General features: G+C 39.2%; 10 protein-coding genes. 7 read left to right on the top strand and 3 right to left on the bottom strand.

What is annotated here, in order from left to right; translation table 11 throughout:
- Positions 1-219 precede the first annotated feature (219 nt).
- The 6 genes from ganR to SFC47_RS24350 all read left to right on the top strand — a co-directional run bounded on the left by ganR (position 220) and on the right by SFC47_RS24350 (position 10,963).
- Positions 220-1,212 (top strand): galactan degradation operon transcriptional regulator GanR, encoded by a 993-nt coding sequence (gene ganR, locus SFC47_RS24325; RefSeq protein ID WP_411257147.1) that lies wholly within the window; start codon positions 220-222, stop codon positions 1,210-1,212.
- A gap of 160 nt (positions 1,213-1,372) precedes the next feature.
- Positions 1,373-2,653, top strand: coding sequence for an arabinogalactan oligomer ABC transporter substrate-binding protein GanS (gene ganS, locus SFC47_RS24330; protein ID WP_411257148.1), 1,281 nt, complete (start codon positions 1,373-1,375; stop codon positions 2,651-2,653).
- 123 nt (positions 2,654-2,776) lie between these two features.
- The gene (gene ganP, locus SFC47_RS24335; protein WP_411257149.1) at positions 2,777-4,033 is read left to right on the top strand and encodes a galactooligosaccharide ABC transporter permease GanP; all 1,257 of its coding nucleotides are present in this window, start codon (positions 2,777-2,779) and stop codon (positions 4,031-4,033) included.
- Between the two features lie 3 nt (positions 4,034-4,036).
- The gene (gene ganQ, locus SFC47_RS24340) at positions 4,037-4,888 is read left to right on the top strand and encodes a galactooligosaccharide ABC transporter permease GanQ (RefSeq protein ID WP_411257150.1); all 852 of its coding nucleotides are present in this window, start codon (positions 4,037-4,039) and stop codon (positions 4,886-4,888) included.
- 614 nt (positions 4,889-5,502) lie between these two features.
- Entirely contained in the window at positions 5,503-7,566 is a 2,064-nt protein-coding gene (gene ganA / locus SFC47_RS24345) for a beta-galactosidase GanA (RefSeq protein ID WP_411257156.1), read from the top strand.
- A 442-nt stretch (positions 7,567-8,008) separates the two neighbouring features.
- Positions 8,009-10,963 (top strand): leucine-rich repeat domain-containing protein, encoded by a 2,955-nt coding sequence (locus SFC47_RS24350; RefSeq protein WP_411257151.1) that lies wholly within the window; start codon positions 8,009-8,011, stop codon positions 10,961-10,963.
- A gap of 45 nt (positions 10,964-11,008) precedes the next feature.
- On the opposite strand, the gene SFC47_RS24355 is transcribed toward SFC47_RS24350, so the two are convergent.
- On the bottom strand, positions 11,009-11,836 hold the full coding sequence (locus SFC47_RS24355; protein WP_411257152.1) for a LysM peptidoglycan-binding and 3D domain-containing protein: 828 nt from the start codon (positions 11,834-11,836) through the stop codon (positions 11,009-11,011).
- A 362-nt stretch (positions 11,837-12,198) separates the two neighbouring features.
- Here SFC47_RS24355 and SFC47_RS24360 point away from each other — a divergent pair, with 362 nt between their 5' ends.
- Positions 12,199-12,993, top strand: a complete 795-nt coding sequence (locus tag SFC47_RS24360) for a hypothetical protein (protein ID WP_411257153.1) — start codon at positions 12,199-12,201, stop codon at positions 12,991-12,993.
- 268 nt (positions 12,994-13,261) lie between these two features.
- Here the strand turns inward: SFC47_RS24360 and SFC47_RS24365 are convergent, their stop codons facing one another.
- Both SFC47_RS24365 and SFC47_RS24370 read right to left on the bottom strand, forming a co-directional pair.
- A complete protein-coding gene (locus tag SFC47_RS24365) occupies positions 13,262-13,456 on the bottom strand; it encodes a hypothetical protein (RefSeq protein ID WP_411257154.1) in 195 nt (64 codons plus the stop codon).
- Between the two features lie 435 nt (positions 13,457-13,891).
- Positions 13,892-14,815: an AEC family transporter gene (locus SFC47_RS24370; protein WP_411257155.1), complete on the bottom strand. Its 924-nt coding sequence runs from the start codon at positions 14,813-14,815 to the stop codon at positions 13,892-13,894.
- Positions 14,816-15,174: the final 359 nt, after the last annotated feature.

The raw sequence follows: 15,174 nt of genomic DNA on the forward strand, positions 1-15,174 counted from the left end.
AAAATAAACTACATCTCCCCTCAATCTGTTCACCATGCTTTTTCCTAAAAATTATTAATGCAGTGTGAACATGACCACACAAATGCTTCTTATTACCATCAACCACAAAAAGGCTATTGAATCTATAAATAAAATGAAGTAGAATTTTAGTAAATTAATTTACTAAAATTCATTAATCTTTAGTTAGTAATGAATGAGAAATCATATGGAGGTTTTGTTATGGCCACAATAAAGGATATAGCCAAAAAGGCGGGTTATTCTACATCTACGGTTTCCCGGGTTCTCAACAATGATCAAAGCCTTTCGGTTTCGGATGAAACGCGCGAAAGAATTTACGAAGTGGCAGAAGAACTGAATTACCGCAAGAAAACACTGAGGCTCCTCGTTAAAAATATTGCCTTTTTATATTGGTTAACAGATATAGAAGAATTAGAGGATGTTTATTTCAAAACAATGCGCATTGAGTTAGAAAAAATGGCAAGGCTATTCAATGTAGAAATGATTACCTACAAAATTAGCGATGGTATTCACCAAATCCCCGATTCGATTGAAGGATTCATTGCTGTCGGTACGTTTTCAGACAAAGAGCTCGCATATTTGAGGAGTATTACATCCAATGGAGTCTTTCTAGATACTTCACCTGACCCGAATCATTTTGACTCAGTCAGGCCGGATCTGCCGCAAATTACTAGAAAAACGGTCGATTTCCTAATGGAAAAAGGGCATACAGAGATTGGTTTTATTGGCGGTACGTATCATAATCCGAACACTGATATGGATGAAATGGATTTGCGTGAACGCGTATTTCGCAGGTATATGGAGAAAAAAGGGTTACTTAAGGATCAATATGTTTTTCATGGCAGGGGATTTTCGGTTGATACGGGCTATTCATTGATGAAGAAGGCTATAAAGCAGCTGGGGGATCAATTGCCAACGGCATTCTTTATTGCTGCAGACCCGATAGCTGTAGGCTGTCTGCAAGCGTTAAATGAACATGGTATTGCGATACCGAACCGGGTGAATATTGTCAGCATTAACAACATTAGTGTGGCAAAGTATGTGGCTCCGCCGCTTACTACGTTCCACATTGATATGAGGGAAATATGTAAGAATGCTATTCAGTTATTGCTTGAACAAGTGGTAGAAAAACGGAAACTCGTCAAAACCTTATATATTGGCTGTGAACTGGTGGTTAGAAAGAGTACAAATTGATTTACTGAAGAGTTAATAATTTCGTAAAAATATTTACCGAATTTGGTAAAGAAATTGTTTACAATTTTCCTAATGTGATGATATATTTGATTTAATGAAACGCTTTCAAAAAAGTGCATGGCAAAGAACAACAAAATATCTGTTGAGAGGATGTACATCCATGAAAAAGTTTAAAAAATACTTTAGCGTTATGAGTGGTGTAGCTTTAAGTTTATCTTTAGCAGCTTGTGGCCCGCAGGATGATGATACGAAAGAAAGCGGTAACAAAAATGAGGCCAATAAATCAAATGAGTTACTCGTTTGGGAAGATATTATGAAGGGTGAAGGAATCAAAGATGCCATCGCCAAATTTGAACAAGAAAACAATGTAAAGGTAAAAATGGTAGAAAAACAATATACAAAACAAATTGAAGACTTGCGTCTTGATGGACCAGCTGGTACAGGCCCAGACGTTCTAACGATGCCAAGTGACCAGATTGGTACTGCTGTTACAGAAGGATTAATCAAAGAACTAGATGTAGATGATGCTACTCAAGGTATCTATACAGAAGCAGCAATGGATGCACAAAAAGTAGAAGGTAAAGTTTACGGTCTGCCAAAGGCAGTAGAAACAACCATGCTTTTCTACAATAAGGATCTAATTACTGAGGACAAGCTCCCTACTACACTTGAAGGTTGGTATGACTATTCTAAAGGTGTTGCCAATGGCGAAAAGTTTGGTTTCTTAGCGTTATTTGATCAAATTTACTACGCGAACAGCGTATTAAGCGGATATGGCGGCTACATCTTTGGTCAAGAAGATGATGGAAGCTACGATCCAAAAGATATCGGAATCAACAATGCTGGTGCTGTTGAAGGTGCGAAATATATCCAGAAGTTCTATAAAGAAGGTTTATTCCCAGCGGGTATCGTGGGTGAACAAGGTATTAATGTAATTGAATCACTATTCACTGAAGGAAAAGCGGCTGCGATCATTTCTGGTCCATGGAACATCGAGCCATTTACAAAAGCTGGCGTAAACTTTGGTGTACAAAAGTTACCTGAGCTATCTAACGGTAAGAACATGGCAGCATTCATTGGTGTAAAAAGCTACAACGTAAGCTCTTATTCTAAGAATCCGGAGCTGGCTGAAAAGTTTGTTGAATTCATTTCAAACGAAGAGAACTCTAAAAAGCGATATGAGATTACACAAGAAGTTCCTGCTGTAGCATCTTTAGCTAGTGATCCAGTTGTTACAGAAAGTCCAGCAGCAAAAGCAGTTGCTGAGCAATCTAAATTCTCTGTCCTAATGCCTAATATTCCTCAAATGAATGAAGTATGGGCACCTGCAGACTCAGCATTACAAACAATCGCAACAGGTAAAGCAGAACCAAAAGCTGCATTAGACCAAGCGGTAGAAACCATTAAAGGCCAAATTGAAGCAAAACATAGCGGAAAATAATTAGTAATCAATAATGGTGTCAAACGCTAATTATGTTTGACACCATATTTTTTATATGAATTCGAATTGCAGAACCATTAAACCCTTCAATTTAATGGTCATCTATATAAAGAGGTGAAGAAAGTGCAGCATCGTACGATAGCCCCGCTGTTATCCATCATTCCTGGACTCGGACAGTTTTACAATAAGCAATGGGTGAAGGGTCTCGTATTCCTTATCCTGGCAGCTTCGTTTTTTGTGGCATTTGGGGATCTCTTAAATATGGGGTTTTGGGGATTATTTACCCTCGGTACACAAGTGCCAAGGGATAACTCCATCTTTCTTCTAGCAGAAGGGATTATTGCTTTAATAGTAACTGCATTTGGACTAGGTATTTATTATTGGAATCTTAAAGATGCTTATAATAATGGGAAACTGCGAGATGAAAATTTCCCTGTTACTTCATTAAAGAGTGAGTATCAAAATTTAATTGGCCAAGGATATCCTTACCTAATTAGTGGTCCATCATTGTTCCTGTTAATTTTTGCGGTAATCTTTCCTATTCTATTTAGTTTCGCGTTAGCGTTTACCAATTATGACTTATACCATTCGCCACCAGCAAACCTGGCGGATTGGGTTGGGCTTGAGACGTTTGCTGAAATCTTCACTGTTGATATTTGGCGTTCCACATTCTTTGATGTTTTAGCATGGACGGTAATTTGGACGCTGGTTGCTTCCTCGCTTCAAGTGGGTCTCGGTGTATTCTTAGCGATTGTGGTCAACCAAAAGGAAGTGCGCTTTAAGAAATTTTTCCGTACGATTTTGGTTTTACCATGGGCAGTACCTGGCTTTGTCACCATCCTGATTTTCGCTGGACTATTTAATGATAGTTTTGGTGCAATTAACAATGATATTCTAGCATTCTTCGGTATGGATCCGATTCCTTGGATGACCGATGAAAAGTGGGCAAGAGTAGCACTTATTCTTATGCAGGGCTGGCTTGGATTCCCATATATTTTCATCGTAACAACAGGTGTCCTCCAGTCGATTCCTGAGGATTTATATGAAGCTGCTACAATTGATGGCGCATCCATATTTGCTAAATTTAAAAACATCACTCTGCCAATGATTTTAATTGCAATGGCACCGATCATTATTACTCAGTTTACCTTTAACTTTAACAACTTTAATATTATTTATCTATTCAATGGCGGCGGTCCTGCTGTTGCAGGCTCAACAGCCGGCGGAACCGATATTCTGGTGTCGTGGATCTACAAATTGACGATGCAATCAAGTCAATACTCACTGGCAGCAGCCTTAACGATTTTGTTATCGATTTTCGTAATCGGTATCGCCTTATGGCAATTCAGACGTACAAATTCATTTAAAGAGGGGGCGTAAAAAATGCAGACAACAATGAAAACGAACCGGCTCGTCCGTCTATTTTTTACCTATGGCCTTTTGCTTTTTATGACTGTCCTAATTATTTATCCTTTGCTTTGGACTGTAGGGGCAAGCTTTAATCCAGGGAACAGTTTGATCAGTACCTCGATTATCCCGGAAAATCCAACACTTGAGCACTATAAAGAGTTATTTGCAGGAAAAGAGAGTCTTCAATATGGCAGATGGTATTGGAACTCTTTAAAAATAAGCCTATTTACCATGCTAGGGACAATGATTACGGTATCTTTTACTGCCTATGCCTTTTCGCGTTTTCGTTTTAAAGGAAGAAAAAATGCATTAATGCTGTTTTTGTTACTTCAAATGATCCCGCAATTTGCGGCGTTAATTGCACTATTCGTTTTAGCGCAGCTGTTAGGAATGATGAACAGCCATTGGTTATTAATCCTTCTTTATATCGGCGGACAAATTCCGATGAATACCTATCTCATGAAGGGCTATATGGATTCCATTCCGATGGACCTGGATGAAAGTGCGAAGATTGACGGCGCAAGCAACACAAGGATCTTTTGGCAGATTATCCTGCCTTTATCAAGACCGATGTTAGCGGTTGTGGCGATGAACGGATTCACAGGTCCGCTTGGGGATTTCGTCTTATCCTCGGTTATTCTCAGAACACCTGATTCTTTCACGCTCCCAATTGGATTATATAAATTAGTCAATGATGTAATGGGTGCGAGCTATACAACCTTTGCGGCGGGTGCGATTTTAATTAGTATTCCGATTGCGATTACCTTCTTGCTTTTACAAAAGCAATTTGTATCTGGATTGACTGCAGGTGGAACGAAGGGTTAATTTTGTCCTTGAGAACCCTGATGAAGGACGAATCTCCCGAGGAAGGAATCAGATTTGTCCTTAAGAACCTTGATGAAGGACAAATCTCCCGAGTGCGGAAGAAGATTTGTCCTTAAGAACCCTGATGAAGGACGAATCTCCCGAGGGAGGAATCAGATTTGTCCTTAAGAACCCTAATGAAGGACGAATCTCCCGAGTGCGGAAGAAGATTTGTCCTTAAGAACCTTGATGAAGGACAAATCTCCCGAGTGCGGAATCAGATTTGTCCTTAAGAACCTTGATGAAGGACGAATCTCCCGAGGGAGGAATCAGATTTGTCCTTAAGAACCCTGATGAAGGACGAATCTCCCGAGGGAGGAATCAGATTTGTCCTTAAGAACCTTGATGAAGGACGAATCTCTCAAGGAAGGAATCAGATTTGTCCTTAAGAACCCTAATGAAGGACGAATCTCCCGAGTAAGGAATCAGATTTGTCCTTAAGAACCTTGATAAAAGACAGATCTCCCGAGGAAGGAATCAGATTTGTCCTAAACCAATAGACCTTAAAAACAAAACTTTAAAGGTAACAAAAGGATTTGCCCTAAGAAGGAATCTTTAGTTTTTAAAAGGAGATTATTATGTCTAAACATGAAAAAACTTACGTGACAAAAGCAGACTTTATGCTTCATGGCGGAGACTACAATCCGGACCAATGGCTGGACCGTCCTGATATTTTGGAAGATGATATTAAATTAATGAAGCTGTCCCATACGAATACGTTCTCGGTTGGAATTTTTGCATGGGCGGCGTTAGAACCGGAAGAAGGCGTCTACAACTTTGAATGGCTTGATAAGGTGATTGATGACATCTATAGTATTGATGGCCGAGTGATTTTGGCGACACCAAGCGGGGCTCGTCCTGCTTGGATGTCTCACAAATACCCTGAAGTTCTTCGCGTGAATGTGGCTAGAGTGAAGCAGCTGCATGGCGGACGGCATAATCACTGTTTTACATCACCTGTTTACCGTGAAAAAACTCAGAAGATTAACACGCTGCTGGCAGAGCGCTATGGCAATCATCCGGCGTTATTGATGTGGCATATTTCTAATGAGTATGGCGGCGAATGTCATTGCGATCTTTGCCAAGATGCTTTTAGAAGCTGGTTGAAAAAGAAATACAATAACGATATAAAATCCCTGAATGATGCATGGTGGGGGCCGTTCTGGAGTCATACATTCACAGATTGGTCTCAAATTGAATCGCCTTCGTCGATTGGAGAAAGCATGGTTCACGGATTAAATCTTGATTGGCGCCGATTTATTACGGAGCAAACGATTGATTTCTATGAGAATGAAATTGTACCGATTAGGAAACTAACGCCAGATGTTCCGATTACGACAAACTTTATGGCAGACACACATGAGTTAATCCCATTTCAAGCGCTTGATTACAGCAAATTTGCGAAGCACCTGGATGTGATCAGCTGGGATGCTTATCCTGCTTGGCATAATGATTGGGAGAGCACGGCAGATTTGGCGATGCGCGTTGGTTTTATTGACGATTTGTACCGCAGTTTAAAGCAACAGCCGTTTTTGCTAATGGAATCCACTCCAAGCATGGTGAACTGGCATCCTGTGAATAAAGCGAAACGACCAGGCATGCATAAGCTTGCTTCGATGCAAATGGTGGCGCATGGCTCGGACAGCATCCTTTACTTCCAGTGGCGGAAATCCCGCGGGTCATCTGAGAAATTCCATGGTGCCGTTGTGGACCATGACAATAGTACAGATAACCGTGTGTTCCAGGAAGTGGCAGAAGTGGGTCAGACACTTGAAAAATTGGGTGAGATTGTTGGAACGAACCGTCCAAGTGACGTGGGTATTCTCTATGATTGGGAAAGTAACTGGGCATTAAATGATGCACAAGGATACGGTTTGGAGACAAAGCGCTATCCGCAAACCTTGGTACAGCATTACCGCACTTTCTGGGAACAGGATATTCCTGTTGATGTCATCACCAAGGAACAGGATTTTAGTTCATATAAATTATTGATTATCCCGATGCTTTATTTAATGAGTGAAGAAACCATTGCCCGTTTGAAGAGCTTTGTTGCCGGCGGCGGCAGGTTAGTCACAACGTATATCAGCGGTATTGTCAATGAACATGATTTAACCTATCTGGGCGGCTGGCATAAGGATTTGCAAGAAATCTTCGGCATCAACCCTGTAGAAACTGATACGTACTATCCTTCTGACCGGAATTCAGTGATGTACCGCAATCAGTCTTATGAGTTAAAAGACTATGCAACGGTGATTAAGGTTGGAACAGGTTCCGTTGAAGCGACCTATGAAGATGATTTCTACAAAGGGACACCAGCGGTAACAGTAAATGAATATCAAGGCGGAAAAGCCTACTATATCGGCGGCCGTTTAGAAGATCAGTTCCACCGGGATTTCTATCAGCAATTAATCAATGAACTGTCACTTGAACCCGTGTTTAAAGTGAAACACGAACAGGGAGTTTCAGTACAAGCTAGACAAGGTGTCGAAAGTGATTACATCTTTATCATGAACTTCACCGAACAACAACAGCCGGTAGTGATTGAAACACCAGTGCGAGACCTAGTGACTGGCGAAGAAGTGAGCGGGGACCTTACTTTGGAAACGTATGAAGTTCGGATACTTGAGAAGAAGAGATAGGCAGCTTCGGTGCTGTCACCGTTGCGCTGTTTAGAATCTGTTTCGGTGCCTGTCACCGCTCGTGGACACTGTCCACCTCAGGCGGACAGCTGCCTCAAAACATTAGCCTGGCCTCTTATTGGGGTCAGGCTTTTTTGTATCCAAATCAGGCTGGGTGTTGGGTTGTGCCCGAAATTCGGGAAGGAGTGGAAATTGGGTAACAATAGTGTGAGGATTGTGCCCGAAAATCGTGCAGGAGCAGAAATTAGGTAACAATAGCAGCTGAATTATGCCTGAAAATTACGCAACAGCAGTAGTTCGGTAACAATAAAAGTAAACATATCGTAAAATTATATTTAGCTTAGCGAAATATGTAAAAATTTTGAAAAATCATATATCAAATGGCACGTTTTCGATATATAATTGCTTGGTTAGGATAACTTTATAGTAAGGAGAGAGCAGTTTGCATAATCGAAAATGGACGAATCTGACTATCGTTCTAGTATTACTATTTTCTCTGTTTAACCCTTTTACTAGTTTAAAAACCTATGCTTCGGCAGGGCTGCAAATACTAGATGTGACAGAGAAACAGGAATCCACTGTTATTGTTTGGGAAGTGGTGAACGACAAGGAAGAAGAACTTACAAACTATCAATTAATAAAAAATGGTGAAATACTCGATATTGAGCCAGTTCCGCTGCAAGAATCAGCAGAAGATGATGTTAAAAGGTATTCGTATGAAGACCAAAATGTTGAAAAGAATGCCGCATATACATATGAAATTACTGCAAACTCAGCAACAGGTGAAAAACTAGTAAGTGCTCCATTTGAACTTACTTTTGTTGGAGAAGCAGCAGAGGCAGCAGAAGAAGTAGATGAAGACACTCAAACCAAATTGGCAGCATCCGATGAAGCTGAAGTAGAGGTCGTCACGACCAATATCAAAGTAGTGTCGGATCAAGGAAATATCCCTTGGGCTTTAGATTTTTCCGTTGAAGGAATTAGCGATGAGACAGCTGAAATTAGTTATTATGGTTACCTGGATGAGGATGGCTTTTTCGTAGACTATGATTCTGAATCCCGTGACCTTGAACTTCCGATTGGAACTTATCGTTTGGGAACGTACAACTACTCGACTGAAGAAGAAATTTTTCAGGAGTTCACCATTGAGAGTGGGAAGGATTATGTAACAACCCCTGTTGAAATGGTGTTACCAGATGAAAAACTTGCAATAAAAAAAGCCATAAAAATTGAAGCGGTAAATGATCAGTCAATAACAATGGGCTGGGATGAGCCGTATAATACCGAGGAAGTAGAAAAATACCTTGTTTATCTAAATGACGAGCTCGTTGAAACTATCGACGATCCATTCACGACGTATTACAGTGCTGTCGGGTTATCGCCTGAAACGTTCTATCAGGTAAAAGTAGAGTATGTCTACAAGGATGGAACCATAGAAACACTGAGTGCGGATGTCACTACATCACCTGTTCCAAAAGGGGAAGTAGTTGTTTTTGACGATGACAACCTAAAAAATGCAATCAAAAGGCAGTTGAATATTGATCATCGCGACATTTATACCGATGATATGGAAAGCTTAACTTTCCTTGACGCAAGCTATTCAGAAATTCATGATTTAACAGGTCTTGAATTCGCAGTCAATCTGGTTGACCTGATGCTTTATGGCAATCAAATAGAAAATCTGTCAGCACTTAAAAACCTGACAAATCTAGTGTTTCTAGATTTAGATGAAAATATGATTACGAGTTTAGATGATTTACGTGGGTTAAAAAACCTGGAAACTCTGTTCTTAGCTTTTAATCAAATTGAAGATATTCAGATTTTAAAAGAGTTCCCGAAGCTCTCCAGTGTGACGCTATACGGAAACGAGGGCCTTGATTTCACCAAAGGTTCCAAGGATGCTGAAGTGTTGAAAAGCCTTATCACAGCAGGTGTTAGTGTAGAATGGCTGTTAGACAGCAATGAAATTCTCATTAAGGAAGCAACGGAATCGAAGGTTGGAATTGAACTTGTTTTCCCTGGACTCGCGGACTTCATTAGCAACTATCAACTCTACCTTGATGGTGAGCTAGTGGCAGAAATTCCAGCTAGCGAGACAGAATACGAGTTTTCAAATCTTGACCCGTTAACGGATTATGAGATTACAGTAGACGCTGTTGATCAAGACGGTTCGATTTGGGGCAGCGCGTTCACGTACTTAACAACTCCGCCAGTACCAGAGGGTGAGGTTGTTCAGTTTAAAGACGCAGCGCTAAAAGAAGCGGTACGTGATGCCCTGCATCTTTACTCCCGTGATCTCTACGAGAGTGATATGACCATGTTAACAAGCTTAGAAGCAAGTGATCGCGGGATTCGTGAGCTTGATGGATTAGAGACAGCGGTTAATCTGATGGAATTGCACTTGGATTCAAATTCGGTTCAGAATCTGGAGCCAATCGCTGGATTAACCAATTTATACTTATTATCAATTAGTAATAATAAATTGTCAGACCTTACGAGTTTAGCACCTTTAACAAATCTAGAAGCTTTATTGCTGGATAATAATGAACTAAAAGATATTAGTATTCTATCTGCTTTTACAAAGCTTAACATGTTGTCCTTACAAGGGAATAAAATCCAAGATATTAAACCGTTAACTGGTTTAAATCTTGAATATCTTAATATCGGCTATAATGAAATTGAGGATATTTCCAGCTTGCTAACATTAGATAACCTGCAATATGTTTTACTAATGAAGAATCCATTAGATTTTAGTGAAGGTTCTGAGGCGCAAATGGTAATTCGGGCACTAGAAGACAATGGGGTTATGGTTAATTATGAATATCTTGATATTTCCGTTAATAAAGTGAGTGAGAATTCCATTGAGATTAGCTGGGTTCCAGTAACGGTGGATGACTATCGGGATTTCCTCTACTATATAGTTGTTGATGGAGAGGAAGTCGCAACCGATTTTAATGGTACTTCCTACAATTTAAATGATCTTCAACCAGATACAGAGTATAGTATTGAAATCATGGGTCTGAGTGTGGACTTGGAACGCTTTGCTTATGGAACTGCTATTGTAAAGACAGCAGCGGTACAGGAGAATCCTGGCGAAACCCCAGGAGAAACACCTGGTGAAAATCCTGGTGAAACCCCAGAAGAAAATCCTGAACAAAACCCTGAGGAGCCGGGTGATGGAGCTGTTGAAGAAGGTAAGAATCCAACAGATCAAGAAACTGCCCCAGGCAAAGTAACGGAAAATGGCTCAACACCAGATACCAAAGAAACATCAAAAACAGGACGCCTTCCAAACACAGCAACCAATAGTTTTAATTTGTTACTAGCGGGTGTTGGTCTAGTAGTCTTAGGAGCAGCCTTTTATGCAGTATCACGCAGGAAAGCCATAAATAGATAATAAAAACGTGCAGAGTCTTCAGGCTCTGCACGTTTTTTATATTATTTAGTCTAAAATTGTTACCTTTACCTGTTGTCTTCCAAAATTGATTGCATCTTGTTTAGAAGGGATAAAGATGTCGATTTTATTCCCTTTAATAGCTCCGCCGGTATCTCCAGCAATTGCTTCCCCGTATCCTTCTACATACACTTTACTGCCGAGTGGAATAACAGATGGGTCAACCGAGATGACCTTTTGATTTGGGTTTGATAATAGGTCAATTCCAGTGGCTGTTATACCAGAGCAGCCTTCACAAGAAGCAGTGTAAGCTGTAGCTTCTACAATGATTTCCTTACCGCTTGGTGCAGCTGCTTCTGCTGCAGGTGCAGCTTCTGCCGGAGCCGGTGCTGCTGCTTCGACTGCAGGTGCGCTTTCAGCTTGGGTAGGTGCAGGAGCTTCAACTGCAGGTGCACTTTCCGCTTTAGTTTCTGCTGCAGGCTGAGCTGGTGTTTCGTTTAATGAAATAGTAGTATCTTTTACTCCCTCAAAGATTACGAGATTCAATCCAGGATGGATGAGATCGCTATATAGTTTGTTCCAGTCCATTAATTGAGAAACAGTTACATCATGGTCCATTGCAATATCCCATAATGTGTCGCCCTTTACAACGGTATAACGTGTTTCAGGGGCTACGGTTAGGATATCCCCAGGATGAATTAGATCTGAAGTAAGTTTATTTAACTTTTGGATATTTTCTACTGACGTGTTATTTGCTCGTGATAGAGCCCAAAGGGTGTCCCCTTTTTGCACCGTAATGGATGCTGCGAACACATTAGCACTTACAGTTACTGAGAGTACAGCAACTGCTAAAATAGATATTATTTTCTTAAGCATTCTTTTACCCTCCATGTTCTTTGGTTGCTAATTTTAAAATAATCTTAACATAGAATTTTCTGAGAAAAAGAACAGGGAGGTGTTAATTCGTTTACTTACGTGGCAGTCATATTGCAATAATATTTCTGAGAAAAACTAATTATCACAATATATTTTTCCCGGAATTCACCATCCATAAAAAGGGAATTAGTTACTTATCCCTATTTATCTATTGAAATGGTTTAGTTAATATATGTACCTAGTAGGTGTTAATTTCCATTTACTTGTTAATCTATCATTTAAAGGAAAAAGAGCATCTGTAAAAAATGATTACTATTTAAAAACTTTTATGACAGCCATATTAAAAATAAAGGAAATAATGAATGAAATTATTGATGAGACTTCATATTGTTTATTATCTCTGCCTATTACTATTTATCCTAGCCATTCCGCACCGAACCACCGATGCCAATATTTTTAAAATAATATTGTTTATAGCAACAATCGGGTTATTTATCTTTTTATGTACGTTTTACATTGTCCTATCTTTTAATAAAAGAATCCGTGCAGTCAGGATCTATTCCAATATGAATGCAGGAATCATGTGCTGCGGAATTATTCTATTCCTTACATTTGGTCATATGATTCACATCAAATGGAATACGATTATTTTGCACATAGCACTCTTTAATATCCTCTTTGTCCTGTCGAACGTACTAAACTACAAAATAAAAGAAATCTTGGAGAATCACCAGTTTGATCTAATGAAGGAAGTTAAATTGTTTTATAAGATGGGGCAGGCTTTGGATGAAACGCCAATCAATCAAGCCATTTCAAGACTAGATTATATGTTTTACGCTTTTTGTATTGCTGTATTTATAGCGGAGGATCTTTTTATCTTTATTGGAGTGGTTGGGGTTATTCTAATTCTATCGATAAAATATATACGGGCCATAAATGTGGAATTTTTGAAAAGCGGGATCATTACAGAAAGGGAAACCAATCTTTCCATTGGGAGTTATTATGTTTTTTATTTGCTTTCGATCATTTGGACGATATTTATTCCGAACCTTTCCGCCTTGTTAATAGGGGCACTTAGTTTATTAGGAATAAAAATCTACATCCGCAGAATTGCTGAAAAAGTATATGAGGAAAAAATGGCAGAACGGGAGATGTAATGTCCCTAGAGCTGCATCAAAAAAACTCTCTTCAAATGATGAAGGGAGTTTCTTTTTAATATGTGAGATATTTATAGATTGCGGCTATTGTTTTTTTACTATTACTCTGTCCGTTTAAAAAGTATCTATCTTTGAAATATCTCAGTTCTTCTCATCCATTTCAATAAATCCAACATTTTGAATGGTTTAGATATAGATTTTTAGTATCAAGATAAAGACAGCTAAGACATTTAAGGTCTGTATGCCGGATTTTGTTATAATAGGGAAGTTATCTCATGCCTAATTTTTTCATTATTTCTTCATAAGTTTCTAGAGTTTTGTATTTGTGATTAGTAAAACCTAGTTTCGTTGTGGCACCACTGGTTGTTGTTATGCAATTTCCTCGTACATCCACTATTAACAAGGTGTTTATCAGTATTTTTTCTTTTGATTTTTCATCAGTTACTTCGATAAATGAATTCATATAAATCCCCCTCATTTGTTATTCGTGGTTTGTGTATAATCTTATGGTTTCATATTTATATTTTAATACAAATTTTTGGATTAGATTAAAATACTTCAATTATTGGAAACGACGTTTTCATACTTTTAAGGTTTTCTTACACATCACAACCGAATCCGCTATAAATTTTCTTTAGTATTCTTTAGGTTAGGGGATCAGGTAAAGGATAAGAACTCCGAGCTGCCTGAACTGATAAATAGACGGAGAAACTCCGCCTAATTCGTAATTTTTATTAAAAAAGGCTTATATAGACGGAGAGATTCCGCTTATATACTCGAAAAACGTGAAAACGGGGGCTTTTCCTATGAATAACCGGAAAACCTCCCCTTATATTCCCCAAAAGAAGCTCCATTCTCCATTTAACCGGAAAATCTCCGCTTACGAGACAGCTGATCTCTATTTAACCAAAACAATCAAAATCGGTAATATAAAAAAGGACAATAGAGTAGTCCAAAGAATGGTTTTGGTTAACACTTTTGGTGAGGCGTCAAATTTTTCTGCCAGAATGCCGGCGTTAATGGCGACAGGCATACAGGATAATACTAATAGAGTGGAGAACATAATTCCCTCAATATCTAATAGGTAAAGACACAATAAAGCGATGAGCGGAGCAATTAATAATCTCATGCCCATGCCTGACCAAAAGGTAATCCGGGTATTTCTGGTGATACTTTCTGTTTTTACGCTGGCCATCTGTGCTCCTAAAACCGCTAGAACAATGGGCGGGTAGGCTTCAGCAATCATGGAAACCCCAGTAGTGAGACCGCTTGGCAGGATTACATCAAATGTGCGAAACATCAGGGCAAGCAATACAGCATAAATAGCCGGCAGAGCAAACACTGATTTAACGGCATTCTTGATTGTAAAATGAGAACGTGCTGCAAAAAAGATTCCTAACGTATGCATCATAACCATCTGCATGACAATGTATACCGATGCCTTTTCGAGACCCAGCTGACCAAAAGCGAGCAAGGTAAGTGGGATTCCATAGTTCACTGCGTTGGTGAAGGAGGAAATCAAGGTTAACCCAGCGATATCATTGGCTGGCAGTTTGAGCAGCTTCCCTAGTAAGTTCGCTGCAATCGCAAGCATAATCAGATTTAACAGAGAATACAGAAGGGTCAAATAAACATCCTCACGCGACAAGCGTGCCTCCATTAATGTATCGAAAATCAAGAACGGAGTTATGTAATATAACGCAAAGTTTAAAAGCGGTTTGATCTTCAGCTTCCCAAACCTGTATAACAATGCTCCTGCTATTACAGGTAAAGAGAGCGGTACGATCACGTTGAAAAGCGTGGAAAAGATTTCAGCTACCATAAAAACTTCCTCTCTATTAAAAAAAACTATCATTTCCTGTGGAGCCTTTTTAAACCTTTAAAAATATATTCCATTATATATAGTAGATTCTTTCTTTATTATAATGTTTTCGTTTCTTTGATACATAAGGTAAAGCTTAAAGGGATTAGATCTTTTCCTGGAGAAAGGTAATGTAGAAAAGTTATTTTGAAAAAAAGTAAAACTTTTTGTTGCATAAGTGAATCTGAGGTGTTACTATAAGGAAGTTGCTTTTAACGACAGCTTTTCAAGTTAAAAGCGATAAGAAAAAAACTTAAATTATTATATTGAAATAATAATAGAGTTGTGATATGATAATATCACTGTCGCTTAAGACATCA

The organism is Neobacillus niacini (assembly GCF_046591715.1).
GTDB classification, from domain to species: Bacteria; Bacillota; Bacilli; order Bacillales; family Cytobacillaceae; genus Neobacillus; species Neobacillus niacini_L.